The sequence below is a fragment of the Streptacidiphilus sp. MAP12-33 genome, assembly GCF_041261265.1.
In the GTDB taxonomy this organism is placed as follows: Bacteria; Actinomycetota; Actinomycetes; order Streptomycetales; family Streptomycetaceae; genus Streptacidiphilus.
This window is the reverse complement of record NZ_JBGCCA010000027.1, coordinates 98716-122818: the sequence shown is the minus strand read 5'-3', so window position 1 is coordinate 122818 and position 24103 is coordinate 98716. Positions and strand designations below refer to the sequence as shown.

Genomic DNA, 24103 nt, shown 5'->3' with positions numbered 1-24103 from the left:
GAGCGCAGCATGGCAGCGAAGAAGGAGCCGACCCTGGTCCCCACCAAGGGATCCGTCGCGGAGTTCCTGGACGCGATCGAGCCGGAGCCACGGCGCGCCGACGCCGCACGGCTCTGCGACCTCATGCGGGAGGCCACCGGCGCGGAGCCGGTGGTGTGGGGCGGCGGGATCGTCGGCTTCGGCAGCTACCACTACCGCTACGCCTCCGGCCACCAGGGCGACGCACCGCTGGCGGGGTTCGCTCCGCGCAAACAACACCTGGTGGTGTACCTGACCCCGGGCTTCGCCGAGCGGCAAGCGTCGACCCTGGAGCGGCTCGGACCACACAGGGCGAGCAAGGGATGCCTCTACCTCAAGGCGCTCGCGGGCGTCGACCACGAGGTGCTGCGGCAGCTGATCGACTGCACCGTGCGGGAGCACCGGGCTGCCGACGAACGCCCGTGACGGCGGTGGCCGCACCGTCCGCGAAGTCCCGGTGCGGCCCACCACCCCAGCCCACCACCCCAGGACCTGCCGTCAGGGCCAGATCTGGAAGGCGTCCAGCTGGACGTAGCTGCCGCCGGTCTTGACCAGCTTGAGTGTGTGCGCCCCGGGCGTGAGGCCGCGGACCTGGTAGAGGAACTGCTGCGGGGTGTAGGCACCGGAGTAGGCGGCCTTCGTGGTGCCGACCTGGACGCCGTCGAGCAGGACGTTCGCCGTGCCGTCGGCGGACTCCTTCGGGCCGATAACGTCGATGCCGGTACCGGTGAAGGTGTAGGAGAAGGAGTCGCCGTTGGTCTTGGTCCAGTGGACGTCGTCGCCGTAGTCGCACCGGGGTGTTCACGGTGCGCTGTCGGTCTCCCAGCGGGTGCTGTGCCAGGCGTCGTGGGTCTGCTCGCCGAAGGCGGCCCGGTGGTGGCCGAGTGCGCTGTCGAGATCGGCATGGGAGGGGATGTCCTCGATCGGGGTGGGCGGGGCCACCAGTTCCAGGCCGCGCTGCTGGCGGGCGAGGCTTTCGACGGCGGTGCCGACCGCGTCGCGGCCTTGGTCGGACCAGCCCTTCAGGCGGGTGCAGTCCAGCAGCAGCGTCTGCTCGCCTCGGGCGAACGCCCAGCCGACCGCCCCGTTGAAGCGGGTGACGGCGTCGTCCCCGAGAAAGCCGCTGATCTGCAGTACGTCGACGTGCGGACCGGTGGTCAGGTGCCACTGGATGGTCATTGCGCTCGGCTCCTTCGGCGTCGTGGTCAGTGGCGGTGGTTGCCGACGTAGAACAGCAGCATGACGAAGCCCGCGAAGATGTGGAATCCGATGACGTAGATGAACGCGCGGATCCACACGCCCCTGTTGGCGCGGCGTCCTCCGCCCTCGGTGCCGTCCTCTTCGGGCTCGGATGCGGTCTGATCGGACACGTGGATCTCCCTCAGGTGGTTCGGGGCAGGGTGACACGGACGGTCTTGCCGGGCACGGAGAAGTCGGGTTTCAAGTCGAGGCGTCCGCCGTGCCCGGCGACCAGGTCTGCCACGACGGTCAGTCCGCGGCGGGCGGCTCCGTAGCGGCTGCCGGGTGGCCACGGCGGCAGGGTGGGGTCCTCGTCGAGTACGGAGATCGTGAGCTCCTGCCCGCTCAGGCCCAGGGTGAGGTCCAGGTGCCCGGACGCCGTGGCGTGCCGCACCGCGTTGGCGACCAGTTCCGTCGTGATCAGCAGGGCCGCGTCCAGCAGGCTGGCCGTCGGCGCGACGCCGAAGGTGGTGAAGGCCGTCTGCGCGGTCCGGCGCGCGAGGGTGACCGAGGCCGCGATCGCCGGCAGCGTGACAGTGCGCTGACGGCACCCGCCGGGAGATGCCGGAGCAGGCGCGGGCTCGGCCCGGACGGGATACGACCGGCGGCGCGGCCCCCAGGGCGGCGTCATGCCGGTCCTTCCGCTGCCGCTTCCGAGTCCGGTGCGTCGCACTCGGACTGGTGGGGGCGGACGTTGAGGCGGATCCCGTGGGCCGCGGCGTGGTCGACCAGCTCAGCCAGGTGGACCCGTGCGCTGGTGGTGTCCGCCGTCATCGTGCCGCTCCGACCGGTTCGCCTTCCGGGGGCAACTGAGGGATCAGCCCGACATCGGCCAGGTGGGGGCGGGCGTGGGCGATCGCGTCGGGGGTGCTGGGGAAGATCCGGCCGCTCGCATGCAACGCGTCCAGGGCGCCGAGCGCGTCGAGACGGTTCAGGTGGTCCTCGCGGACCCCGGAGACCAGGACGAGGATGCCCCGCGCGGACAGCTTGTCGACCGCGTCGCCGAGCACCTTCGCGCCGGAGGCGTCCAGGGCGGAGATGCGGGACAGGCGCAGGATGACCACGCGCACGTCGGCGACGTCGGTCAGCTCCAGCAGGAAGCGGTGGGCGGCGGCGAACAGCAGCGGGCCGTCGATCCGGTAGGCGACGATGTGCTCCGCCAGCAGCTCCTGCTCCTGCTCGTGGTGGTCCGCCGGGGGAAGGTCGGCGTGCAGCGGCACCTGTTCCAGCCTCGTGGCGCGCGCGACCTGGACCAGCGCCAGCACCCCAGCGGTCAGCATCCCGACGATCACCGCGACGGTCAGCGTCGACGCGAGCGTCGCCACGGCGGTCAGCGCCAGTACCAGCGCCTCGCCCCGGCCGGAACGGGCCAGCGCTCTGAGGGAGCCCACCTCGACCATGCGCACCGCGGTCGCGATCAGCACGCCGGCCAGCGCCGCGACGGGAATGTGCGCGACCAGCGGCGCAGCGGCGAACACGATCACCGCCAGCAAGGCGGCGTGCACGAGCGCGGACAAGCGGGATGCGCCACCGGTGCGGACGTTCACGGCGGTACGGGCGATGGCGCCGGTCGCGGCGACGCCGCCGAACAGCGGCGCGGCCAGGTTCGCGACGCCCTGCCCGAACAGCTCCCGGTTCGAGTCGTGCCGCTCCGAGACACTCATCGCGTCGGCCGCGGAGGCGGACATCAGCGACTCCAGCGCCGCGAGCGCCGCGACCGCGAGTGCGGACGGCAGGAGCGCGGCGAGGTGTCCTGCCTCGAAGAACGACAGCGAGGGCGCGGGCAGGCCCGACGGCAGCGCACCGATCGTCGCCACCGGCAGCGAGAGGCCCAGCACGACCAGCGTCGCCGCGGCCACCGCGAGCAGTGAGAACGGAATCGTGGGCTTCAGTCGCGCGCCGACCAGCATCAGCGCGGCCACGGCGAGGGCGACGCCGATGGTCGCCCAGTGCGGGTGCGCGGCGAAATCCCCCACCGCCTTGGCGGCGACGACGGCCGGATTCGACCCGGCGGGTGCGTGGACGCCGAGCGCGTTCGGGACCTGCTGGAGGCCGATCACGCCCGCGATGCCGAGGGTGAAGCCCTCGATCACGGAGACGGGAACGTAAGCCATCCAGCGCCCGGCGTGCAGCAGGGCGAGCCCGACGAGCAGGATGCCGGCGAGCAGACCGACGGTCAGGACGCCGTTCGCACCGTAGGTGTGCACGATCGGCACGAGGACGACGGTCATCGCGCCGGTGGGGCCGGAGACCTGGAGGTTGGAGCCGCCGAAGACCGCCGCCAGCGCCCCGGCGACGACGGCGGTGACGAGCCCGGCCTCGGCTCCCATGCCGGAGGAGATGCCGAAGCCGAGCGCGAGCGGGAGAGCGACGATCGCGACGGTGAGCCCGGCGATCAGGTCCTTGCGCGGCGAGCGCCGCATGGTGGCCAGGGTGTGGCGGTTCGGCAGCACGCCCAGGACAGCCGTGCTGAGGGTGGTACGGCTGCTCACGACGTGGTCGCTCCCGCGGTGTCGGCCTCACGCAGCTCCGCCAGGAGGTCCTGCTGACCGGCGATCAGTTCGGTCAGGATCCGGCGCGCCGCACGGAGCAACTCGGCCACATCGGGCCCCGCGAGGGAGTACACCACGGTGTCGGCCTCGCGGACGGAGGTGACGATCCCGGAGCGGCGCAGCACCGCGAGCTGCTGGGACAGATTCGAGCGCTCGACCTCGATACTCGCGAGCAGGTCGCGCACGGGCATCGGCCCGTCCTGCAACAGCTCCAGCACGCGGATGCGGACGGGGTGCCCGAGCATCCGGAAGAACTCCGCCTTGGCCTGGTACAGCGGAACAACCGGCATCGCTCTCAACTCCCGTCCCTCTCGCCCGGACCGTCTGTCGCGGCCGGGACGTCGATCCCGTTCTCGCGCGCCAGCATCAGCCCGCGCTCCAGCTCGTCCAACGCCGTGGACATCGCGGCCTGGCTGTTGGACTCCGCAGCCTCACGCAACGAGCTCCGGGCATCGCGGATGCGCTCCAGCAGCGCAGAAGCGAAGTCGTCTGCCTGATCCAACCCGAGCCTCCCGGAGCTGTGCGAACGGCGGCACACGCGCCCGGGGTGGTCCGGTTGTCCCTCGCCGGATGCCCGAACACCCCTGGCGCGTGCGGTCCATGGGCGCCGACCGCGCCCCCGACAGGCACGGCCGACAGCGGCAGCAGCGGAACCGGGCACCCTCAATCCAAGCCGTCGGGAGGCGAACCCACTGCGCGCAGACAGCACTATGACAGCAATTGAAGAAATCTTCAATTCACGACATGGGCAGTCCATGGAGTGCGTGTCGTGATGCTGGATTGAAGGCTTTTCTGGTGGGGCCGCCGGCCAGTCCCGTGCGGGCCGTGGCGTCAGTCGAGATCGAGGCGTTTGTTGAGAGCCTCGCCCGAGGGCAGTGGGTCGACGAGCTTGTGCAGGAACTCGAGCACCGCGTCGATGTCCAGGCCCTCGGAGACGGCGTCCATTGAGGCGTAGAGGAACTCTTCGATGGCGGCGACCTCGGTGGCCAGGCGTTCGCCCTCGGGGGTGAGGCTCAGCTGGATGTAGCGGCGGTCTTCGGCGTCCGTGCGGCGCTCGACCAGTCCGGCCGCGACGGTGCGTTCGACCAGCCGGCTGGGGTTGGTGCCGCTCTCGCACACCAGGAGCTGTCCGAGCCCGTTGAGGCTCAAGGTTCCGTGCTGCTGGAGCAGGCGCAGCACCTCGGCCTGCGACGGGGTGATGCCGTGGGGTTTGAGGGCCTGGATCAGCAGCCGGTTGCCTTCGCGTTGGGCTGCCAGGATCGCGAACCGGAGGTGTTCGGCCTTACGCACCGGCGGCCTGCCGGGTGGTCGGCAGGACGACGGCAAGGAAGTCCTTGACCGCGGTGGCGTAGGTGACCGGGTGGGAGAAGCGGAACATGTGGCCGGTGCGCGGCAGCACGACCTCCCGGGCATCGGGGATGCCGGCAACCATGATCTTGGAGGCGTTCTCGCCGATCAGCACGTCGTGCGAGGGGGTCAGAATCAGGGTCGGGACCTGGACCTGGCCGAGCACGTTCACGTAGTCGGCGGCGAGCGCCGCCCGCACGCGAGCACCGAAGGAAGCGGCCGGGGTGTTGGCGAGGAACAGTTCGCGGCTGCGCGCCTCGCTCCAGGGCACCTCTCCCTCCCCGTCGAACGGGGAGGTCAGGCGGTGGGCGTGGGCGCGCAGCGTCAGCTGCCGGTAGAGCGGGCCGCGGGCCTGGCCCATCACCCGGGCCAGAGCCTTCAACGGCTTCGAGTCAACCGGGTTGGCCGCGAATCCGCCGGACAGGACCAGGGAGCGCAGGCCCTTGGGGCGGCGGGTCGCGAGGGCGAGCGCGATGTTCGCGCCGAACGAGTCGCCGACGAGCACGTAGTCGTCCAGGTCCGCGATCGCGTTCTCGACGAAGTCGGCGTAGCGCTCCATGTCGTTCACGCCCTCGGGCAGGCGCAGCGTGCGCCGGGGCGCCGCGCCGTAGGGGGCGAGCTGATCGGCGCTCCACGGGGCGCCGGAGAAGCAGGGGATGAAGACGAGGGTCGGGTTCTTCGCTGCAGTGTTCATAGCCAATAGATTACACGACACATATGTCGTGACACATGTTGGCTGGGTCACATTGTGCTCCAGGCGATGGCGCCCAACCGGGAGGCCGCCCCGTGACTCAACGTTCCGCACCGGAGAGCCCGAGCCCGTGCCCCGCAGTCGTGGCGGGACCCGCTGAGCGACGGCGGGGCCGTCGGCTTCAGCCCTGGCACACCCCGGTGAACGCCGTCTCCAGGGCACGGAACGCCACCTTCGGGTCGGAAAGGGCGTGGTAGACCGGCGGGATGGGCCGGTCAACGCCCAGCAGACCGTAGACGGCGTGCATGGCGCTGCGCACCGAGTACTCGACGGTGAAGACCACGTCCTCCGGGATCTCCACGAACTGCCCGAGGAAGGCGAAGTTGGTCGAACCGACAGGGATCACGTCCGGGCGATCGTGGGTGGAACGGCGCAGGAACTGGCTGGTGATGTAGGGCATCATCACCGTCGTCACGGTGGTGGTGGCGCGGACCTCGTCGGCGATGTCGTCGAAGCCGAGGTGGCCGAGCAACTCGTCCAGGATCTCCCGGCCGGTGGCCTCCGCCATCCGCTTGGGCACGTGGTCGCCGACGGTGTCGGTGAACAGGCTGTAGCCCCACAGGGTGAAGACGTCCTCCGCCTGCCCGTCGAAGTGCGGCTGGTGCGGGATCACGATCGACAGCAGCCAGTTGGAGTCCTTGAAGGTCATCAGCGCGCCGGTACCCGGGGCGTTGCCGCTGAACTCCTCGATGCGCTTGAGCAGGGCCGGGCTGCGCATCGTCAGCGTGAACGACTCCCACTTCGCCTCGCCGACGCTGCCGTTGAAGACGCCGGGCCGCCCGAAGTCGGGGGCCTTGCGGGAGATCGCCTCCCACAACGTCCAGCCGCCGTCGCGCTTGTCGCGGATCAGCTCGGGCACGGTGTCGTCGCCGCCGTAGCCGGTGTCGGCGGTCATCGAGCCGAGGGTGAGGAAGACCAGGTCGGTGCGGAGCGGCTCGATGGTGTCGCGGACGCCTTCCCGCAGCAGGTGCAGGCGCTCACAGCGGCGGCCGTACTCGTCCTGGGTGAAGTCCGCGTCGACCACCCGCACCCCGTGCTCGATCCGCACGCCCTGCTCGTCGAGCCAGGCCAGCAGCGGGCGGACGATCGAGTCGTACTGGTTGAGCCGGGTGCGGCGGACCCCGGCGAGGGTGTGGATGCGCGGGAACTCCTGGAGGAACCGCAGGAAGTAGCGCTTGAGCTCGATCGCGCTGTGCCAGTTCTGGAAGGCGAAGGTGGTGCGCCACATCGCCCAGAAGTTGGTGGCGAAGAAGTGCTCGGAGAAGAACTCGTCGATCCGCCGGGCGCCGATGACGCTCTCCGGCAGGGCCAGCAGCCGGGCCAGCTCGATCCGGTCGCGCTGGTCGAAACCGAGGTGCGCGGCGTCGACGATCGCGTGGTCGGCGTCGATCAGCCGGGCCTGGGCGTGGGTGGGCCAGCGGCGGTTGAAGTCCAGGATCTCCTGACGCACCGACATGTTCCGGTCGGTCAGGGTCGGGACGCTCTCCAGCAGGTCCCACAGGCAGGCGTAGGCCTCGTCCTCCAGCATCCGGCCGCCACGGGTCACGTATCCGTGCCCGGGATCACCCCTGCCGTCGAGGGAGCCGCCCGAGAGCGGGAGCTCCTCCAGGATCGTGATGTTCTCGGCCGGGAAGCCGGCGTCGCGGATCAGGAAGGCCGCGGCTGCGAGCGAGCCGATGCCGCCGCCGACCAGGTAGGCCTTGTTGGTGCGGTGGGCGTGCTCCATGACGGCTCCTCGGTGGTACGGGTGAACGGACGGCGCCCGGCATCGGGCGACGGCTCCCACCCTGGTGCGCGACGCCGGCGGACGGGCAGGGCCACCCGGGACCGCAACCGGGGCCGATGGTCCCGGTGGTGACACCGGGACTCCCGTGACCTGCGCTGACGTGACGGGCAGCCGGGACGGGACGGGGCCGATCGGCGCGACACAGGGACCATCGGGCCCTGCTGCGGCCACCCCACCACGATCGACGATCTTCACGCCGCCCCGACCGCCGGACGCACTGTCCGGGGGTCGAGGCGCGTCCCATGCCCGTCCCCCGCGTCAGGAGCCCGCACCATGCCCACCGACCGACCCGCCTCACCGGCCGAGAACGAGGGGCCAGAGACGTCCGGCCGCCGCACCACCTTCGGCCTTCCGGCCGCCACCGCCCTCGTCGTCGGCAGCGTCATCGGCACCGGCGTCTTCGCGCTGCCCTCGGCGCTCGCGCCGTACGGGCCGATCGCGCTCGTCGCCTTCGTGGCCGTGACCGTCGGCGCGCTCGCGCTCGCGCTGACCTTCGGCTCGCTCTCCAAGCGCATGCCGGGCAGTGGCGGCCCCTACGTCTACGCCCGCGAGGCGTTCGGCGAGTTCGCCGGGTTCCTCCAGCGCGACGCCGCGTAACCACCCGTCCCACGAGGAGGATCCGCCATGACCGTCGATCTGACCGTCGACCTGTACGGCCGCTCGTACCTGCACGAGCTCGACTACACCGCCCACGAGATCCACCACCTGCTCGACCTCGCCGCCGAGCTCAAGGCCGCCCACCGCCAGCGGCAGACGACACCCCGTCTGACGGGCCGGCGGCTCGCGCTGGTCTTCGAGAAGGCCTCGACCCGCACCCGCTGCGCCTTCGAGGGCGCCGCCGCCCACCAGGGCATGACCACCACCTACCTGGACCCGTCCGGCTCCCACATCGGCCACAAGGAGAGCGTCGCCGACACCGCACGGGTGCTGGGCCGGATGTTCGACGCCATCGAGTACCGGGGCTTCGACCAGGGCGTGGTCGAGGAGCTGGCCCGCCTGGCCGGGGTGCCGGTCTACAACGGCCTGACCGACACCGCGCACCCCACCCAGAGCCTGTGCGACGTCTTCACCATGCGCGAGCACAGCGGGCGCCCGCTCGACGGGATCTCCTTCTGCTACCTGGGCGACGCCTCCAACAACACCGCCGCCTCACTGCTGGCCATGGGCAGCCTGCTCGGCATGGACGTCCGGCTGGCCGCGCCGCGCGAACTGTGGCCGGACGAGGGACTGCTGGACCGCTGCCGCCTGGTCGCGGAGGGCAGCGGCGCGCGGATCACCGTCACCGAGTCCGTCGAGGACAGCGTGCGCGGCGCCGACTACCTCTACACCGACGTGTGGGTGTCCATGGGGCAGCCGGTCGAGCTGTGGCAGGAGCGGATCCGCCACCTGCTGCCGTACCAGGTGAACGTCAGGACGCTGGCCGCCACGGGCAACCCCGACACCGCCTTCCTGCACTGCCTCCCCGCCCTGCACGACCGCCGCACCGAGCTCGGCGCGGACCTGTACGAGCGGTACGGCCTGGACGGGCTGGAGGTCACCGACGAGGTGTTCGAGTCCCCCGCGTCCCTCGTCTTCGACCAGGCCGAGAACCGGATGCACACCATCGAGGCCGTCCTCGTGGCGACGCTGGACGACGCGACGGGAGGGCGGTGAGATGCGCGTCGTCGCGGCACTCGGCGGCAACGCCCTGCTCCGGCGCGGGGAGCACCCGGACGCCGAGATCCAGCTCCGCCACGTCCACGAGGCCGGCCTGGCCCTGGCCGAACTCGTCCTCGCCGGGCACGAGCTGGTCGTCACCCACGGCAACGGCCCCCAGGTCGGCCTGCTCGCCCTGGAGAGCGCCGCCGACGCCGACCTGACCGCGCCGTACCCGCTGGATCTGCTGGGGGCCGAGACGCAGGGCCTGATCGGCTCCCTCCTCGTGCGGGAGCTGCGGGACCGGCTGCGGGACCGGGAGGTCGCGGCGTTGGTGACGCACGTCGAGGTCGCCGCCGACGATCCCGCGTTCCGGCACCCGACCAAGTTCATCGGACCGCAGTACCGACCGGAACAGGCACAGCGGCTCGCCACCGCACGCGGCTGGACGCTGGCGGCGGACGGCGACGGCCTGCGCCGGGCCGTCCCCTCCCCCGCACCCGTGCGCGTCCTCGAACTCCCGGTGGTGCGGACGCTGCTGGCCGCCGGGGACGTGGTGGTCTGCGCGGGTGGCGGCGGCGTCCCGCTACTGCGCGACCCGGCCACGGACCGGCTGCGCGGCGCGGAGGCGGTCGTCGACAAGGACCTGACGGCCGCCCTGCTCGCCGAACTCCTCGACGCGGACGCCCTGCTGATCCTCACCGACGTCACCCACGTCTACCGCCGCTTCGGCAGCGGCGACCCGGGCCCGCTCACCCGCGCCACCCCCGCCGATCTGCGCTCACTCGACCTACCCGAGGGCTCGATGGGTCCCAAGGCCGAGGCTGCCGCACGCTTCGTGGAACGCACCGGCGGCCTCGCGGGCATCGGCCCGCTGGACGACGCGCTCGGCGTCCTGCTCGGCACAGTCGGCACCCTGGTCCGCGCGAACGATCCGGTTCCGGTCATGGACGCTTGAGGAACCTCAGGTAGAACGCCGCGAACACCAGGACGATCCCGACGTTCGCCATCAACCGCTCCCAGAACTGGTGCCGGAAGACCAGGACGTCGACGGCGACCACGACAGCAACCATCACGAGCACGTAGAGCGCGGCGACCGCCTGTCTTCCCATGCTTCCTTTGTACTCCGTGCGGCCGCCCGAGACACGGGCCGCCGCAGGCCGGTCGGTCCCGCTTCGGGGACCGACCGGCCTCTTCGCGCGCCCGCGCACCAGCGACACGCTGGGCGACGTCCCGCTCTCCCAGTGCAACGGCCGGCGCTGGACTGGTCGCTGCGGGGGCCGGGCGCGGACCCCGACGACCCGAACGCCGTGGCGGCCTGCCTTGACGCCACGCAGCGGGCGATGCAGGCCGAGCTGGACCGCCTGCGCGCCGCCTCCCCGCACCCGGTGGCCGAGGGCATCACCCGCCTGCTGCCGGTCCGCGGCCTGACCGCGCGGTTCGGGCCGACCGGCCCTGCGGCGCGGCCCGGTCAGCCCTGCGCGTGAGCCGGAGACGGTGTCAGTCTGGAGATGACACCGTCGGCGGGGCCGCAGCGCCTCCCCGACACCCAGGCTGGAGGCACTGATGAACAGCTCGCCGACCGGGGCCGTGGTGGTGGGCCTCGATACTTCCGAGAACGCCCGGGTGGCCCTGGAATGGGCCGCCGACGAGGCGCAGCTGCGCGGCGCGGTGCTGCGCATCGGCCACGCGTGGAGCATGCAGGCCTATCGCCTGCCCGAGGCCTACAAGGCGGACATGAGGGAGGACGCGCGCAACGCCGCCTGGAGTTTCATGGAGAGCGCGGCCGAGGACATGCGAAAGCGCCACCCCGGCCTCCAGGTGGAACCGGAGCTGATCGACGAGGCCGCGGTCGAGGGCCTCCTGCGGATGGCGGCCAACGGCACCGCCCTGCTGGTGACCGGGCGTCGCGGGCTCAACCCCTTCATGACCTTCCTGCTCGGGTCGATCAGCATGGGTGTCGCGGCGCACACGCCGATCCCCGCCGTGCTGGTCCCCGTCGAGGGCGCACCGGACCCCGGTGGGCCCGTCGTTCTCGCCGTCGCCCCTGGTGAACCCGAACCGGTCGAGTTCGCCTTCGCCGAGGCCGAACGGCGCGGCGTCCCGCTGAAGGTCGTCCGCACCTGGACGTACCCGCAGGCCTTCCCCGGCTACATCTCCGTCCCGCCGCAGGACCAGGCACAGCGCACGGCCGACGAGACGGCCGAGCTGGAGGAGCTGCTGGCCCCGGCCCGCGCCGCCCACCCCGGCGTCCAGGTGACGGTCGAGGTCGAACTGGGGCTCGCCGAGGAGGCCATCGTGAACGCCTCGAAGGACGCGTCGCTGGTGGTCGTCGGCGCGCACCGCAAGCACACCCAGCACTTCGGCCTGCCGATCGGGCGGGTTCCGCACCGGGTGCTGCACCTGGCCCACGCCCCGGTCGCAGTGGTGCCTCACTGAACAACCGAACTGGCGCCGCCATGCAGGCAACGGCCGCGGTCCCCGTCCCAGGACGGGGACCGCGGCCGGTCTGGCGCGCCGAGCCAGGTCAGGCGGCCGACACCGTGTCGACCACGACGTCCACGACCCCGGGCACGCCCCCCACCAGCCGGGTCAGCACGGCGGAGCCAGGTTCGCGCGGGATGCGGCCGGACAGGTGCACGTGGCCTTCGGCCACGGCCACGTCGATCCCGGCCTCCGTCCGCGGGTCGAGGGCGGCCAGCAGTTCGAAGCGGATGTGGCGGGCCACGTCGTCGTCGCCGCGGAGGAAGATCTTCAGCACGTCGGACCGGCTCACGATGCCGCGAAGGCGGTCCTCGGCGTCGACCACCGGCAGCCGCTTGACCTTGCGGGTGAGCATCGTGCGTGCCGCCTCGGCCAGCGGGGCCTCCGGGTGCACGGTCACCGCCGGGGTGCTCATCAGGCGTCCGGCCGTCGCTTCGGGCCCGGGGGCGCCGGCGAGCTCCGCCGCGATGACGTCGGACTCCGAGACGACCCCCACCACCCGGCCGTCGCCGGCCAGGACCGGCACGGCGCTGACGCGGCGGGCGTGCAACGTCTCCACGATCTCCTCGATCCCCGCGTCACGGCCGACTGCCGCGACCACATGGGTCATCACGTCGGCGACGGTGTCGCCGCTCCAGGGAATCTGCCTGGTCATGACGGCTACCTCCTGCAAGGTCGTGATCCGCGTGGCGAGGGTCCCTCCTCGCATGACACCACTGTCGGTCGCCCAAGGCCCGAACGGCCTGAACCGGGCGGGGCCGAGTGTCCGGCCGCTCGGCCCGTGCCGCCGGGCGTGGATCGCGCGATGATGGGACCGTTCGGCCCTATCGAAGGTCCCGGGGCGCGCGGGACGATCCAGTGGATCACCGGCACGCACGGCGAAGACATGGAGCAGAGGGATGACGGGCGACACCTCCGACACGCAGGCCGACACCGGGACGATCAAGGTCTTCCTGCTGGACGACCACGAGGTCGTCCGCCGCGGGGTGCGCGACATGCTCGACGCCGAACCGGGCCTGGAGGTCGTCGGGGAGGCGTCGAACTGCGCGCAGGCGCTCGCACGGGTGCCCGCGCTGCGCCCCGACGTGGCGGTGCTGGACGTGCGCCTGCCCGACGGCGACGGCATCACCGTCTGCCGCGAGCTGCGCGACCAGCTCCCCGAGCTGGCCTGCCTGATGCTCACCTCGTTCGACGACGAGGACGCACTCCTCGACGCGATCATGGCCGGCGCGTCGGGCTACGTGCTCAAGCAGATCAGCGGCACCGACCTGATCTCCGCCGTCCACACGGTCGGCTCCGGCCAGTCGATGCTGGACCCCGGCGCGGCCACCCGCCTGATGGCGCGACTGCGCGGCCAGGGCACGCAGGCTCCGCAGCAGCCCGACGCGCTGGCCGAGCTGACGGACCGCGAGCGCGACATCCTGGCCCTGATCGGCGAGGGGCTGACCAACCGCGAGATCGGGCAGCGCCTCTACCTGGCCGAGAAGACGGTGAAGAACCACATCTCCCGCATGCTGGCGAAGCTCGGCGTGGAGCGCAGGGTCCAGGCCGCGGTGATCGCCTCGCAGGCGGCCGAGCACGCCGCCGCTCACCCGGGCGGCTCCGGCGCCGCAGGCGGCGGCACACGGTTCGCCCGGCGGTGACCGGTCCGCACAGTGGGGCCGGTCGGCGGGGGTGCCCGGGTCGTTGGCCCCTCCCCCCGGCGGACTGGTTTCGGCCACGATCGAAGGCATGACGACCTTGCGAGCAGACGACCTCGACCGCGGCAGCGCGCTGGACCTCCTGGCCGACGCGCGGACCGGCCGCGTCATCTACACGGTCGCCGCGATGCCGGCCGTCTGGCCCGCTCCGTTCCGCGTCGCCCCGGACGGTGGCGTGCTGCTGCGCACCGCCACCGACTCCGGTCTCGCCCAGGCCATCGGCGGCACGCTCGTGGCCTTCGAGGCTGACGAGCTCCACGACGGCGACGGCACCGGCTGGTGCGTCACCCTGCTCGGCCGCGCGGTGGTCGGCGCCGAGGACTCCGTCACGGGCACCACGGAGATCCACATCCTGCCCGAGGCCGTCCACGGCCGCCGCTTCCCGGAGCCCACCGAGCACACCTGACCACGGTCCTGATCATCGGCCCTGCGGCTGTTCCGGCGACCCCGGTCCGCGTCGGCGCGGCGTGACGAGTGTGCTGACGCTCTCGCGCAGTTCCGTCCGGGCGGCTGCTCGTTCGAACCACCGTCCATAGCGGGCGGCGAGGACCGCCGCCGACGCCCCGTGGAGCAGCACGCTGAGCCCGACAGTGATCGCGACCACCCGGCTGATCAGCTCGACACCGTGGACGTGCTCCTCGGCGACCAGGAGCCCGAACACGACAGAGGCGAGGCCGCGCGGGCCGAACCAGCCGACGTAGGCCACCGTCGGCCGCTTGAGCCCGCTCCCGAGCAGGGCCACGGCGACCGGCAGCATTCTCACCACGGTGAGGCTGAGCAGCGCATAGCCGACGATCCGCCAGGTCAGGTGCTGCAGAGCGGGACCGAGCAGCACCGCGCCGAAGAACAGCAGACTCAGCATCGCCAGCAGGCTGCCGAGGTACTCGGCCAGCTCGGTCGTGTGGGCCACGTCGTGCTCCGGGCGCGCGCCGCCGCGCTGGGTGAAGGCGAAGGCGAATCCCGCCACCCACGCCCCGATGAAGCCGCTGCCCTGGGTGACCACGGCCAGTTCGTACGCTGCGGCGGCGACGGCGAGCACGTAGATCTGACGCCAGTCCTCGGTGACCCAGCGGTGGTCGCGGGACCAGCCGAGGAGCTTTCCCCCGATCCCGCCGACGGCGAGGCCGAGTGCGGGGCTGAGTAGCAGGGCACGCCAGAACGTACCACCCTCCCCCTCCTGCGCGTACGACGTGCCCGGGACGGCTGCCAGGAAGAGCACGAAGAACGGCAGCACGAGACCGTCGTTGAGCCCGCTCTCGACGTTGAGTGTCTGCCGGACCAGGCTCGGCACGCGGGAGTCGGAGATCGCGGTCTTGCCGAGGGCCGCGTCGGTGGGTGCCAGGACTGCGGCCACCAGCGCCAGCTCCCAGACGCCCAGGCCCGGCAGGAGCGGCCAGGCGAGCAACCAGCCGGCTCCAAGGGTGAGGACCAGCCCGACCGAGAGCAGCCGCCCGGACAGCGCACCCTCGCTGCGCAGGTCCGCCGGGCGCACGGTCGTCGCGTCGGTGAAGAGCACCAGCGTCAGCGCGGCCTCGACCAGGCTGCGCAACTGTGCGCTGTCCTGTTGCAGGCTCACCAGGTGCAGGCCGACGGGCCCGATCAGGATGCCGAAGCCGACGAACACGATCGGGGCGGTCACCGGCGTCCCACCCAGTCGCCGTGACGCGAGCGCGTACGCGGCCGCGATCCCCGCCACGGCCGCTCCCGTCCAGGCGGTGTCGCTCACCAGGTGGCGCCCCAATCACACGGCAGGGATGTCGTCCTCGGCCAACTCTGGGGCAGCGGCCCGCGCGGTCCCGGGAGCGACACGAGCACAGTCCGCGTGGTCGCCGCTCAGGCGGCCAGGACGTGGTCCTTCGCGCGCTGGTACTCCTCGTCGGTGATGTCGCCGTGCTGGCGCAGCTCCGCAAGCTTGGTCAGCTCACCGGCCGCGCTCGACGGCGCGGAGGTGCCCGCGGTCTCCTGCACGTACGCGCGGAAGCTCGCCTCGGCCTGCTCGGACTGCTTGCGTTCGCGCCTGCCCATGCCCTTGCCGCGCGCGATCAGGTACACGAACACGCCCAGGAACGGCAGGACCAGGACGAAGACGCACCAGCCGGCCTTGCCCCAGCCGCTGACGGAGTCGTCCCGGAACAGGTCCGCGAAGACCCGGAAGAGCAGGAAGAACCACATGACCCACAGGAAGACCCACATGGTGGTGAAGAAGACGTTCAGCAGCGGATAGTTCATGGCTTCCTCCTCGACGTCCGCCCTCCCTCCTCCATTGCCGCACGCCGGGCCGGGCTACGCACGCCCGAACGGGTGACCCACCGCGAGGCGCCCCGCCCCGCGAGGGGGACGAGCCGTCCACCCGCCCGGGTCAGCCCGGTCGCCGTCCCGTCGGATCACGGGCTTTGCTGGGACCTGGTCATCCCCACGGCCAGGACGGAGGCGCGACGTGGAAGCCCCGCCGATCGGACCGTTCGGCCCACGGCAGCCGGCCGAGCGCGTGGTCCGGCCGCGGCGTCGGCTGCGGGCCGGGGTCACCCAGGGCTTCGGCCTGGTCGTCGGCGTGACCCTGGGACTGACCCTGCCCCGGATCGACGGCGGGGCGCGGGTCTCCGCGTCCCGCACGGTCGAGGTGCTGGGCGTCGTCGGCATCGCCGTGCTCGGTGTGACCAGTCTGATCTTCTCCCTGCTCTTCCTGGTGGCGCAGTGGGTCGCAGGCAACTTCAGCCCCCGGCTGAGCCTGTTCCGCAGCGATCCGGTGGTGTGGCGGGTCTTCGCTTTCGTGATCGGCCTCCTGGCCTTCGCCGTCAGCGCAACGCTGACGATCGGCTCGCGGGCCACGGTGCCGCTCGTCGTTCCCCTGCTCACCGGCGTCGGCACGGTCGTCGCCCTGGCACTGGTGCGCACCCTGCAACTGCGCGCCTTCGGCGCGATCCAGCTCGCCCAGGTGCTGGCAGGCACGGCAGCGCGCGGACACGCCGTACTCGACGCGTTCTATCCGCGTTCCGACGCGGACGTGCGCCCGGCGCCCGGCCCGCTGCCCCCGGTGCGGTCCACGGTCGCCTGGCCCGTCGCCACCCGCGTCATCGAACAGGTGGACGTGCGGGCAATGGTCGCCTCGGCACGCGGCGCGGGCGCGACCGTGGTGCTGCGGGTCCCGGTCGGCGGCACCGTGCACCGCGGCGATCCCGTGGCGGACGTTCGCGGCGGCGCCATGACGGACGACCAGGTGCTGCGTAATCTCATCCCCGGACCCGAGCGGAGCTTCCACCAGGATCCGCTCCACGCGTTCCGCCTCCTCGCCGACATCGGCCTGCGCGCGCTGTCACCCGCCGTGAACGATCCCGCCACCGCGGTCCAGGCCCTGGACGGCATCGACAGCCTGCTGCGCCGCCTGGTCGGCGCGCGACTGGACGCCGCGTCCGTCCCGGACGAGAGCGGTGAGGTCCGGGTGGTGCTGCTCCTGCCCGCCTGGAGCGACTTCCTGCGCACGGGGCTCGACGACATGTGCCGTGCGGCCCTGGACAGCCCCATGGTCCTGGCCCACGCCACCCGGGTGTTGCGCGGCCTGTTGACGTCGGCCCCGCCGGAGCGGCGCGAGCCGCTGCGGGAACGCCTGGCCTGGGTCGAGCAGGAGTTGCGGGTCCGGCATCCACCCTTCATGTCCCTCGGTCCAGGCTGAGGGCGGCCGGGCTGCACCGGTCACCCGTTCGGCCCTCCTCGGCCGCGCCCTGCCCGCTCACCGGGAAGCTCAAGCCTAGATTCGGGACATCCGTAGCCGCTCGTCCGAAGGGCAGGGCATGACCACTCGCCCCAACATCCTGCTGATCATCACCGACGAGGAGCGTGTCTCCCTGCCCCGCCCCGACGGGTTCTCCCTGCCTGCGCGGGAGCGGATCGCGGCCCGCGGGACCACGTTCGAGCACTATTACACCGCCTCGGCGATGTGCAGCTCCGCACGGTCGGTGATCTACACCGGACAGCACCTGCCGATCACCGAGATCTACGACAACGACAACATGCCCTACATCCGCCCGCTCGACCCCGCGCTCGGCACGATCGGGACGATGCTGCGGTCGGCCGGCTACTACACCACCTACCAGGGCAAGTGGCACCTCTCCAACGCCTACGTCACCCCTGACAAGCCGGGCCCCACCACGGACGCCCTCGAACCCTACGGGTTCAGCGAGTTCAACGACTGGGGGGACATCGACGGCGGCGCCTGGGCCGGCCTCAAGATCGACCCAGTGATCGCCGGCCAGGCCGTCAAATGGCTGCGCGGCCGGGCACCGGTGGTCAGCGAGGACCAGCCCTGGTTCATGGCCGTCAACTTCGTGAACCCGCACGACATCATGAGCTTCGACTACGGCGGCCGCCCCCAGGTCCAGCTCCCCTTCGGGCTCGCGCACGCGGTCGTGGCCCGCGCGGCGGCGCAGATCCCCCTCTACCAGCGCCGCTGGGACTTCGAGCTGCCCGCCTCGCTGCACGACGACCTCTCCGGCGCGGCCCCGGCCGTGGCGGAGTACGCGCGGATGCTCGACACGGTCTTCGGTCCGGTCGCCGACGACGGGCACTGGTACGACGGTCTGAACTTCTACCTCAACGCCATCCGCGACGTGGACCGCAGCGTCGAGTTCGTGCTCGACGCCCTGGAGGCCTCCGGCCAGGCGGACCGGACCGTCGTCGTCTTCACCTCCGACCACGGCGAGATGGCGGGCTCCCACGGCCTGCGCCAGAAGGGCAACCTCGTCTACGACGAGAACTTCCACGTGCCGTTCATCCTCACCCACCCGGACGTCCAGGGCGGCGCCCGCACCGAGGCGCTCGGCTCCGCCGTCGACCTGGCGCCGACGCTGCTGGAGATCGCCGGCCTGGACGCGAGCGTCACGGCCACCCGCCACCCGGCGCTCAAGGGCCGCTCGCTCGTGCCGACCCTGCACGGCCAGAGCGTGCGCGAGGGCGTCCTGACGGCCGTGGAGTCCATCACGACGCTCGACGCGTCCTTCTGGTTCGAGTTCGCCGACCCCGAGGCGCCGAAGCGCATCGCCTCCGGCGACCTGCGGCCCGACTGGGACAAGCGTGGCTTCCTGCGCGGCTACACCGACGCCCGCTACACCTTCGGCCGATACTTCTCCCCGCTGCGGCCCAACCGCCCCGCCGACACCGGCGCGCTCCTGGCCGACAACGACGTCGTCCTGTACGACCGGGCACAGGACCCGGCCGAGACGCGCAACCTGGCCGCCGACCCCGCCCACCGCGATCTGGTCGAGCGGTACCGGGCGTTGTTGGAGGGCCTCATCGACACCGAGATCGGAGCCGACACCCGCGCCTGGGTGACCGAACGCCCCCGTCTGCTCGGCTGGCCCACCTGGCACGGTGACACCGACCGCCCGGAGGCCATGGCCGGTTCGACGAAGCGTCCCTGACCCCTGGCAGGAGGACCCGGGCCCTCGCCCTCAGCCGACCGGCAGGCCCACGAGGGCGGCGACGACACCGAGGCCACCGGCGGCGAGCAGCGCGGTCACGACGCCGCGCCGCAGGACGACCAGCCAGAGCGCGGCGGCGGCGAGGACGGCGAACTGCCAGCCGTGGCCCAGGGCGAGCGCGAGCGGGACCGCCGATCCCGCGATGGCGCCGGTGACGGCGGGCCCTGCGCCGGTGAGGAACGCCTGGACATGGGCGTTGGACCGGAGCCGGTCGAAGTGGCGGCCTCCGAGCAGCACGAACAGGAACGAGGGCGCGAAGGCGACGGCGGCGGCCAGCAGTCCGCCGCCGACTCCCGCGGCGGCGTAGCCGACCACCGCGACGGTCTGGACGACCGGACCGGGGGTGATCTGGCCCAGAGCGACCGCGTTCAGGAACTGCCCGGCGGTCATCCAGTGGTAGTGGTTCACCGCGTCGGACTGCATCAGCGGAATGATCACGAAACCGCCGCCGTAGGAGAGAGCGCCGACCTTGAACGCGACCCAGGCGAGGGAGAGCAGCCCGCCCGCCGCGGGCGCGACCGCCGCGAGCGGCAGCGGCCATGCTCCGCGGCGTCCGCCCGTGGAGTCGGTCCCGCTCCGGACGGCGACCTCCACCAGTCCAGCAGCAATGAGCAGCAGCAGCAGCCAGGGCCCGACGGTCGCGGCGGCGACGCCGCCGGCCAGGGCGTACGCGATCCAGCGGGCCCGCGCCGCACGCGCCGTCCCGGCGCGCTGCCAACTGCCCGGGACCAGCCCCCAGGCCGCGTGCACCGCGACCGCCGCCACCGCGGCCCCCGCGCCCGCGGCGGCACCGCGCACCCACACCGGGGTTCCGGCCGCCAGGAAGAGCGCGGCCAGCGCGAGGATCAGCAAGAGCCCCGGCACGATGAAGCAGACACCGCCGACCAGGGCCCCGGCGACCCCGCGCAGACGCCAGGCGGTGTAGATGGCCAGCTGGGTGGAGGCGGGGCCGGGCAGCAGGTTGGTGGCGGCGATGCCGTCCTCGAACTCAGCGGCGGAGATCCACCCGCGCCGCTCGACGCACAGCTGCCGCAACAGGGCGATGTGCGCGGGCGGCCCGCCGAAGCCGACGCAGCCGATCCGGCCCCACTCACGCGCGATGACGGCCAACGTGACCTCGGAGCCCGCGCCCGGGCCCGGCCCTTGCTCCGCGTGCGCCTGGTGCTCCGCTCCACCGGTCACGCAGCTGCCCCGCCTCGTGCTCGTTTCTCGTCTCCCGACCGCGCACCACCCTAGTGCTGCAACGGTGATTGCCGTGACGAGGCTTCCCCCCGGGGGCTGGAGGCCTCCTCGTCACCGGGCCCGTGGCGCGTCAGCGCGAGCCGGGGTCGAGTCGCAGGGCGAGGACGGGACAGGCGGCGACGGCGCGGCGGGCGTGGGCCGTCAGGTCCGCCGGGACAGTCGCGCTGTGGACGACGGGGTAACCCCATTCGTCCAGGGTGAGCAGCTCTGGGAGGAGTTCGGCGCAGGCGCCGTGGCCCTCGCAGGCGATGCGGTCGATGCGGAGGGTGAGTTCGCGGGACCGGGGGAACTGGAGGATGCTCATCGCCACTCCTGTGGGCCGGGGACGGTGCTGCGCGGGACGTGGATCACGGTCGGCTGGTGGGCTGCCGCGCAGGGCCCGTAGCGCAGGTGGTGGGCGACGTCGTGGGCGAAGGTGCGCAGCGCGGTGGCCGCGAGGCGTGAGGCGCCGTCGGGGTGACGGCAGGCGCCACGCCCCGCGAGGAGGCCCGCACGCTGTTCGAGCCGGGTCAGGGAGCGCTGGTCGAGGCGGCCGTGGGCCAGGGCGGCGAAGTCCTCGGCGACGGCGGGCAGGCCGAACCGGCACGGTCCGCACTGCTGTGCGCTGTTGTCGGCCAGGTAGCCCAGCACGGCGGCGGTCTCGGCCAGTCCGCAGGCGTGCTCGGGCAGTGCGACGAGGACGCCCGCGCCGGGCCCGGCCCCGACGGCGGCGAGGTCGTCCTTGGTGAACCGGGTCGCCGGCGCCGTGGTGGCCGGGAGCCAGCTGCCAAAGAAGCCACCGACCAGCACGGCGGACAGCGGCTCGCTGGGACCGCCGCCGTGGTCGAGGAGGTGGCCGAGGGTGGAGCCCATCGGGGCCTCGTAGACGCCGGGGTGCTCCACCGCCCCGGTCAGGGTGACCAGGGTGGTGCCGGGCGCGTCGGATGCGCCCGCCTGGCGGTACCAGGCGGGGCCGTAGCGGGCGATCAGTGCGAGGTGGGCCAGGGTCTCGACGTTGTCGATCAGGGTGGGGCGTTTGCCGATGCCCTTCTCGAACGGGCGCGGCGGGGTGGCCATCGGGCGGGCGTCGCCACCGTTGATCCAGTTGACCAGGGCGGTCTCCTCGCTGGAGACGTAGTGGTGCGGCAGCTCGTGCAGGTGGACCGGCACGGGGTCCAGGCGGTGCCGGGCGCGGTCGGCAAGGGCCGCACGCAGGTCGCGGACCTGCTGGGTGCGGGTGCGGGCGACGCACAGATGGGCCTCGCTCGCGCCGACGTAGCGGGCGGCGAGTGCGATGCCGTCCAGGACCAGGTGCGGGGCGAGGTGGAGCAGGGTGGCGTCCTTGCTGCTGGCGGGCTCGCTCTCCATGCCGTTGGCGACCACGACGGCGGGTCCGCGTCCGGACGCGACGCTGTTCAGCTTGATCGCGGTGGGGAACGCGGCACCGCCACGACCGGTCAACCCGGCTTCTTCGACGGCGCGCTGGAACGTGCTGCCGCCGGCCTTCAGGGTGGCGCGCTCCAGCGGTGGGGGGCCGTAGCGGTCCAGGTGGTCGGCGAGGTCGGCGGGCCGGCCGGTGGTGAACCAGCCGGACAGCAGCCTGGAGCCGTGGGGTCCCGGCGCGGAGCCGTCCGCCACGGGCAGCGCACGCGTGGTCTCGGTGGTCATCACGCGGCTCCTTGCGTCGACGTGGTGGGGGCGGGTGCCGTCGCGGACACGGCGACGGGCGCGGGTCCCTGGGCGCGGTGGGACCAGCCGGGGGCGAGCGGGCCGGAGTGCAGGAAGGCGACCAGGACGACCGGGACGGCCAGCGTCGCCGCGCCCGCGGACAGGCGTACGGCGGCGTGGCCGGGGCCCGCACGGAAGAGGCGCCACCACACGGCGACCACGACCGCACCCACGCAGAGGGCGTAGAGGAGGAGTTGCAGTGACGACTTGGTGTCGGTGCCGGTGCCCGCGGCGTGGAAGACCGCCACGGGGAAGGAGGCGTAGGCGAGCCAGTGCACGGCCTTCCACCGCCGCTGGCCCAGCCGCAGCCGGATGCGACTGGTGGCGCTGGTGATCGCGACGGCGAGGAGCAGGTCGAAGGCGACCGTGCCGAGCCCGAGCCACAGGGTGCGGTAACCGGCGGTGAACGGGATCACGGTGATCCACCAGCCGAGGTGGACGAAGGGGTCCAGGATCGCCGTGACGATGTGCAGGACCAGGAAGACCAGGGTCAGCACGGCCAGGTTGCGGTGCAGTGAGGTGACTTCGAAGCGGGCGACGGTGCGCGGCTCGTGGCGTCCGCCCACCGCGATGCCGAACACGGTCGTGGCGGTGAGCAGCACGAGCGCGACGGTGCCGCCGGCGCGGGTGGCGTACCACAAGGGGCTCGGCGCGGATCCGGATGCGGCGAGCAGCACCGAGTGCAGGACCGGGGTCATGCCGCACCCACCCACGGAGCCGGGACGTCGACCGGCCAGCCGCCGATGCGGACGACCTCGCCGCTCTCGTGCGCCAGCCGTGCGGGCAGACCGGCCTGACGCAGCATCCGGGACGCGTCCGGCCCGAGGACGAGCGCCGCCGTGGCGGCGGTGTTCGCCTCCAGGCACGACCGGGCGGCGACGGTGACGGTACGCCAGTACGCCTGCGGGTTGCGGCCGGTGCGCGGGTCGACGATGTGGTGCGCCCGGTGGCCGTCGCGCGTCCAGGTGCGGACGGCGGTGCCGGAGGTGGCCAGTCCACCGCTGTGGACGGCGACGACCGGGGAGTCGGGCTGCGGGGTGCGGTGGTCGTCGGCGACAGCAACCCGCCAGCCACCCTCGGGCGGGGCGCCCGCTGCGGCCAGGTCCCCGCCGAGGTTGACCAGGACGCCGCACCCGGTGGCCTCGGCGATCCGGTGCGCGGCGCGGTCGGCGGCCCAGGCCTTCGCGGTGGCGCCCAGGTCGAGTGCGACCCCGGCGGGCATGCGCAGACGACGGGCGTGCGGGTCCCACTCCACGATCCGCAGACCAGGCGCGGGCGCGGTCACCGGTGTGCCGACCTGTTCGGGGCGCAGCGAGGCAAAGGTGCGGTCGTAGCCGAGGCCGACCACGGCGGCGCCGACGGTGGGGTCGACCAGTCCCCCGCTGTTCTCGGCTGCCTTCCAGGCCGCGTCCAGGGCTTCGGAGAGCAGCGGGCCGACGATGACCGGGGTGCCGGTTCCGGCGGCGGCGTTGGCGCGTGACAGTTCGGACGCCGGACGGAACCGGCTGCAGGCGGCGTCGATCGCGGCGAGGTCGGCCCGCAGCAGTTCGAGCGCCCACCTCAGGGCCTTTGGGTCGGTGACGAGCAGGTGGGCCGTCGTGCCGAAGACAGGGAAGGAGCTGTGAGCGGGTTCCGGGGTGGTGGTCATGATCCCCCCGTGGTCGTGTGCGAGGGCTGCGGTGCGGGTGCCGGTGGCTGGACGGCCGCGGTCGGTGCCGGTGCGGCGGTCGTCGGCGCGGACACACCGGTCCGGTGCCTGGTCGGGGAGCCGGTGTGCGTGCTGGGCTTGCGGGACTGCGTGCCGGCGCTCGTGTGCGTCCTCGACGCGGTGGGGCTGGTCGAGGCGTGCGGTTCGGCGGTGGGGGCGGTCGGCGACGAACCAGTGGCGGGCTCCGCCGTGCCGGTGGCGGACGCCTGGGCGTAACCGGTGGCCAGGGCTATGGATCCGGCGGCGGCAGCGAGGGTCACCCAGCGCGTGGCACCGCCGACCCGGCGGACCGAGCGGTCCCGGCTGCGGGCGCGGGCGCGGGCGGCGGCGTGCTGCTCGGACGAGTCCATCCTGACTCCTTGTCGGAACGCTTGGACAGGCGTGTTCACGGTGCGTGTCCCCAGCCTGCCCGTACTGGCGTCGGGTTCCTGTTCAGGAGTTCCTAAGAAGTGTCAAGCAT

The 24103-nt window shown here is 72.7% G+C and carries 28 protein-coding genes and 1 pseudogene; 10 read left to right on the top strand and 19 right to left on the bottom strand.

Going from position 1 to position 24103, the window contains the following annotated elements:
• Window positions 1-9 precede the first annotated feature (9 nt).
• Window positions 10-444: a DUF1801 domain-containing protein gene (locus ABH931_RS25495; protein WP_370117553.1), complete on the top strand. Its 435-nt coding sequence runs from the start codon at window positions 10-12 to the stop codon at window positions 442-444.
• Between the two features lie 375 nt (window positions 445-819).
• On the opposite strand, the gene ABH931_RS25490 is transcribed toward ABH931_RS25495, so the two are convergent.
• The 9 genes from ABH931_RS25490 to ABH931_RS25450 form a co-directional block, all read right to left on the bottom strand.
• Entirely contained in the window at window positions 820-1197 is a 378-nt protein-coding gene (locus ABH931_RS25490) for an anti-sigma factor antagonist (RefSeq protein ID WP_370117550.1), read from the bottom strand.
• Window positions 1198-1223: 26 nt separating this feature from the next.
• A complete protein-coding gene (locus ABH931_RS25485) occupies window positions 1224-1388 on the bottom strand; it encodes a DUF6126 family protein (protein ID WP_370117548.1) in 165 nt (54 codons plus the stop codon).
• Window positions 1389-1399: 11 nt separating this feature from the next.
• The gene (locus ABH931_RS25480) at window positions 1400-1888 is read right to left on the bottom strand and encodes an ATP-binding protein (RefSeq protein ID WP_370117545.1); all 489 of its coding nucleotides are present in this window, start codon (window positions 1886-1888) and stop codon (window positions 1400-1402) included.
• Between the two features lie 139 nt (window positions 1889-2027).
• The gene (locus ABH931_RS25475; RefSeq protein WP_370117618.1) at window positions 2028-3680 is read right to left on the bottom strand and encodes a SulP family inorganic anion transporter; all 1653 of its coding nucleotides are present in this window, start codon (window positions 3678-3680) and stop codon (window positions 2028-2030) included.
• Window positions 3681-3745: 65 nt separating this feature from the next.
• Window positions 3746-4099: an ArsR/SmtB family transcription factor gene (locus tag ABH931_RS25470; protein WP_370117542.1), complete on the bottom strand. Its 354-nt coding sequence runs from the start codon at window positions 4097-4099 to the stop codon at window positions 3746-3748.
• A gap of 5 nt (window positions 4100-4104) precedes the next feature.
• Window positions 4105-4311 (bottom strand): hypothetical protein, encoded by a 207-nt coding sequence (locus tag ABH931_RS25465; protein WP_370117540.1) that lies wholly within the window; start codon window positions 4309-4311, stop codon window positions 4105-4107.
• 329 nt (window positions 4312-4640) lie between these two features.
• Complete coding sequence (locus tag ABH931_RS25460) at window positions 4641-5099, bottom strand: MarR family winged helix-turn-helix transcriptional regulator (protein ID WP_370117537.1); 459 nt, start codon at window positions 5097-5099, stop codon at window positions 4641-4643.
• On the bottom strand, window positions 5092-5850 hold the full coding sequence (locus ABH931_RS25455; protein ID WP_370117534.1) for an alpha/beta fold hydrolase: 759 nt from the start codon (window positions 5848-5850) through the stop codon (window positions 5092-5094). The genes ABH931_RS25460 and ABH931_RS25455 overlap by 8 nt, the downstream gene beginning before the upstream one ends.
• 178 nt (window positions 5851-6028) lie before the next feature.
• A complete protein-coding gene (locus ABH931_RS25450; RefSeq protein WP_370117532.1) occupies window positions 6029-7633 on the bottom strand; it encodes an oleate hydratase in 1605 nt (534 codons plus the stop codon).
• Window positions 7634-7966: 333 nt separating this feature from the next.
• Here ABH931_RS25450 and ABH931_RS25445 point away from each other — a divergent pair.
• From ABH931_RS25445 to ABH931_RS25435, 3 genes and pseudogenes are all read left to right on the top strand, one after another.
• A pseudogene (locus tag ABH931_RS25445) lies at window positions 7967-8272 on the top strand (amino acid permease); the annotation flags it as partial.
• A 57-nt stretch (window positions 8273-8329) separates the two neighbouring features.
• Window positions 8330-9346 (top strand): ornithine carbamoyltransferase, encoded by a 1017-nt coding sequence (argF, locus tag ABH931_RS25440; protein WP_370117616.1) that lies wholly within the window; start codon window positions 8330-8332, stop codon window positions 9344-9346.
• A gap of 1 nt (window position 9347) precedes the next feature.
• Window positions 9348-10286: a carbamate kinase gene (locus ABH931_RS25435; RefSeq protein ID WP_370117529.1), complete on the top strand. Its 939-nt coding sequence runs from the start codon at window positions 9348-9350 to the stop codon at window positions 10284-10286.
• Here ABH931_RS25435 and ABH931_RS25430 read toward each other — a convergent pair.
• Complete coding sequence (locus ABH931_RS25430) at window positions 10273-10440, bottom strand: hypothetical protein (protein ID WP_370117526.1); 168 nt, start codon at window positions 10438-10440, stop codon at window positions 10273-10275. The two genes, ABH931_RS25435 and ABH931_RS25430, sit on opposite strands and share 14 nt — an antisense overlap.
• A gap of 132 nt (window positions 10441-10572) precedes the next feature.
• Between ABH931_RS25430 and ABH931_RS25425 the strand changes: the two genes are divergently transcribed.
• Together ABH931_RS25425 and ABH931_RS25420 are read left to right on the top strand one after the other, a co-directional pair.
• The gene (locus tag ABH931_RS25425) at window positions 10573-10815 is read left to right on the top strand and encodes a hypothetical protein (protein WP_370117523.1); all 243 of its coding nucleotides are present in this window, start codon (window positions 10573-10575) and stop codon (window positions 10813-10815) included.
• 79 nt (window positions 10816-10894) lie between these two features.
• Complete coding sequence (locus ABH931_RS25420; RefSeq protein ID WP_370117522.1) at window positions 10895-11767, top strand: universal stress protein; 873 nt, start codon at window positions 10895-10897, stop codon at window positions 11765-11767.
• Window positions 11768-11855: 88 nt separating this feature from the next.
• Here the strand turns inward: ABH931_RS25420 and ABH931_RS25415 are convergent, their stop codons facing one another.
• Window positions 11856-12467 carry an HPP family protein gene (locus ABH931_RS25415; RefSeq protein ID WP_370117519.1) on the bottom strand — a complete coding sequence of 204 codons (612 nt, stop codon included), beginning with the start codon at window positions 12465-12467 and terminating at the stop codon, window positions 11856-11858.
• Window positions 12468-12711: 244 nt separating this feature from the next.
• Between ABH931_RS25415 and ABH931_RS25410 the strand changes: the two genes are divergently transcribed.
• Complete coding sequence (locus ABH931_RS25410; RefSeq protein WP_370117516.1) at window positions 12712-13455, top strand: response regulator; 744 nt, start codon at window positions 12712-12714, stop codon at window positions 13453-13455.
• A gap of 88 nt (window positions 13456-13543) precedes the next feature.
• A complete protein-coding gene (locus ABH931_RS25405; protein WP_370117514.1) occupies window positions 13544-13918 on the top strand; it encodes a pyridoxamine 5'-phosphate oxidase family protein in 375 nt (124 codons plus the stop codon).
• Window positions 13919-13930: 12 nt separating this feature from the next.
• Here ABH931_RS25405 and ABH931_RS25400 read toward each other — a convergent pair whose 3' ends face one another.
• Both ABH931_RS25400 and ABH931_RS25395 read right to left on the bottom strand, forming a co-directional pair.
• Window positions 13931-15238: a cation:proton antiporter gene (locus tag ABH931_RS25400; RefSeq protein ID WP_370117511.1), complete on the bottom strand. Its 1308-nt coding sequence runs from the start codon at window positions 15236-15238 to the stop codon at window positions 13931-13933.
• A gap of 107 nt (window positions 15239-15345) precedes the next feature.
• Window positions 15346-15741, bottom strand: coding sequence for an SHOCT domain-containing protein (locus tag ABH931_RS25395; RefSeq protein ID WP_370117508.1), 396 nt, complete (start codon window positions 15739-15741; stop codon window positions 15346-15348).
• Between the two features lie 208 nt (window positions 15742-15949).
• On the opposite strand from ABH931_RS25395, the gene ABH931_RS25390 reads away from it, so the two are divergent.
• Window positions 15950-17182: a DUF2254 family protein gene (locus tag ABH931_RS25390; RefSeq protein WP_370117506.1), complete on the top strand. Its 1233-nt coding sequence runs from the start codon at window positions 15950-15952 to the stop codon at window positions 17180-17182.
• A 118-nt stretch (window positions 17183-17300) separates the two neighbouring features.
• Window positions 17301-18926 carry a sulfatase-like hydrolase/transferase gene (locus ABH931_RS25385; protein ID WP_370117503.1) on the top strand — a complete coding sequence of 542 codons (1626 nt, stop codon included), beginning with the start codon at window positions 17301-17303 and terminating at the stop codon, window positions 18924-18926.
• A gap of 30 nt (window positions 18927-18956) precedes the next feature.
• Here ABH931_RS25385 and chrA read toward each other — a convergent pair whose 3' ends face one another.
• The 6 genes from chrA to ABH931_RS25355 all read right to left on the bottom strand — a co-directional run bounded on the left by chrA (window position 18957) and on the right by ABH931_RS25355 (window position 23993).
• Window positions 18957-20168, bottom strand: a complete 1212-nt coding sequence (chrA, locus tag ABH931_RS25380; protein WP_370117501.1) for a chromate efflux transporter — start codon at window positions 20166-20168, stop codon at window positions 18957-18959.
• Window positions 20169-20298: 130 nt separating this feature from the next.
• Window positions 20299-20532 carry a ferredoxin gene (locus ABH931_RS25375; protein WP_370117498.1) on the bottom strand — a complete coding sequence of 78 codons (234 nt, stop codon included), beginning with the start codon at window positions 20530-20532 and terminating at the stop codon, window positions 20299-20301.
• Window positions 20529-21875: an NADH-ubiquinone oxidoreductase-F iron-sulfur binding region domain-containing protein gene (locus tag ABH931_RS25370; RefSeq protein ID WP_370117495.1), complete on the bottom strand. Its 1347-nt coding sequence runs from the start codon at window positions 21873-21875 to the stop codon at window positions 20529-20531. The genes ABH931_RS25375 and ABH931_RS25370 overlap by 4 nt, the downstream gene beginning before the upstream one ends.
• Window positions 21875-22633, bottom strand: coding sequence for a ferric reductase-like transmembrane domain-containing protein (locus ABH931_RS25365; protein ID WP_370117492.1), 759 nt, complete (start codon window positions 22631-22633; stop codon window positions 21875-21877). Before ABH931_RS25365 ends, ABH931_RS25370 begins: the two co-directional genes overlap by 1 nt.
• Window positions 22630-23583, bottom strand: a complete 954-nt coding sequence (locus ABH931_RS25360; protein ID WP_370117489.1) for an FAD:protein FMN transferase — start codon at window positions 23581-23583, stop codon at window positions 22630-22632. The genes ABH931_RS25365 and ABH931_RS25360 overlap by 4 nt, the downstream gene beginning before the upstream one ends.
• Window positions 23580-23993 (bottom strand): hypothetical protein, encoded by a 414-nt coding sequence (locus ABH931_RS25355; protein ID WP_370117486.1) that lies wholly within the window; start codon window positions 23991-23993, stop codon window positions 23580-23582. The genes ABH931_RS25360 and ABH931_RS25355 overlap by 4 nt, the downstream gene beginning before the upstream one ends.
• Window positions 23994-24103: the final 110 nt, after the last annotated feature.

Excerpts from the sequence above, each read along its gene's own strand:
- ABH931_RS25430 (WP_370117526.1), bottom strand. The coding sequence starts at position 10,440 with ATGGGAAGACAGGCGGTCGCCGCGCTCTACGTGCTCGTGATGGTTGCT.
- ABH931_RS25375 (WP_370117498.1), bottom strand. The coding sequence starts at position 20,532 with ATGAGCATCCTCCAGTTCCCCCGGTCCCGCGAACTCACCCTCCGCATC.
- ABH931_RS25415 (WP_370117519.1), bottom strand. The coding sequence starts at position 12,467 with ATGACCAGGCAGATTCCCTGGAGCGGCGACACCGTCGCCGACGTGATG.
- ABH931_RS25475 (WP_370117618.1), bottom strand. The coding sequence starts at position 3,680 with ATGCGGCGCTCGCCGCGCAAGGACCTGATCGCCGGGCTCACCGTCGCG.
- ABH931_RS25490 (WP_370117550.1), bottom strand. The coding sequence starts at position 1,197 with ATGACCATCCAGTGGCACCTGACCACCGGTCCGCACGTCGACGTACTG.
- ABH931_RS25360 (WP_370117489.1), bottom strand. The coding sequence starts at position 23,583 with ATGACCACCACCCCGGAACCCGCTCACAGCTCCTTCCCTGTCTTCGGC.
- ABH931_RS25480 (WP_370117545.1), bottom strand. The coding sequence starts at position 1,888 with ATGACGCCGCCCTGGGGGCCGCGCCGCCGGTCGTATCCCGTCCGGGCC.
- ABH931_RS25405 (WP_370117514.1), top strand. The coding sequence starts at position 13,544 with ATGACGACCTTGCGAGCAGACGACCTCGACCGCGGCAGCGCGCTGGAC.
- ABH931_RS25420 (WP_370117522.1), top strand. The coding sequence starts at position 10,895 with ATGAACAGCTCGCCGACCGGGGCCGTGGTGGTGGGCCTCGATACTTCC.
- ABH931_RS25395 (WP_370117508.1), bottom strand. The coding sequence starts at position 15,741 with ATGAACTATCCGCTGCTGAACGTCTTCTTCACCACCATGTGGGTCTTC.
- ABH931_RS25365 (WP_370117492.1), bottom strand. The coding sequence starts at position 22,633 with ATGACCCCGGTCCTGCACTCGGTGCTGCTCGCCGCATCCGGATCCGCG.
- ABH931_RS25355 (WP_370117486.1), bottom strand. The coding sequence starts at position 23,993 with ATGGACTCGTCCGAGCAGCACGCCGCCGCCCGCGCCCGCGCCCGCAGC.
- ABH931_RS25450 (WP_370117532.1), bottom strand. The coding sequence starts at position 7,633 with ATGGAGCACGCCCACCGCACCAACAAGGCCTACCTGGTCGGCGGCGGC.
- ABH931_RS25410 (WP_370117516.1), top strand. The coding sequence starts at position 12,712 with ATGACGGGCGACACCTCCGACACGCAGGCCGACACCGGGACGATCAAG.
- ABH931_RS25495 (WP_370117553.1), top strand. The coding sequence starts at position 10 with ATGGCAGCGAAGAAGGAGCCGACCCTGGTCCCCACCAAGGGATCCGTC.
- ABH931_RS25435 (WP_370117529.1), top strand. The coding sequence starts at position 9,348 with ATGCGCGTCGTCGCGGCACTCGGCGGCAACGCCCTGCTCCGGCGCGGG.
- ABH931_RS25385 (WP_370117503.1), top strand. The coding sequence starts at position 17,301 with ATGACCACTCGCCCCAACATCCTGCTGATCATCACCGACGAGGAGCGT.
- ABH931_RS25470 (WP_370117542.1), bottom strand. The coding sequence starts at position 4,099 with ATGCCGGTTGTTCCGCTGTACCAGGCCAAGGCGGAGTTCTTCCGGATG.
- ABH931_RS25455 (WP_370117534.1), bottom strand. The coding sequence starts at position 5,850 with ATGAACACTGCAGCGAAGAACCCGACCCTCGTCTTCATCCCCTGCTTC.
- ABH931_RS25370 (WP_370117495.1), bottom strand. The coding sequence starts at position 21,875 with ATGACCACCGAGACCACGCGTGCGCTGCCCGTGGCGGACGGCTCCGCG.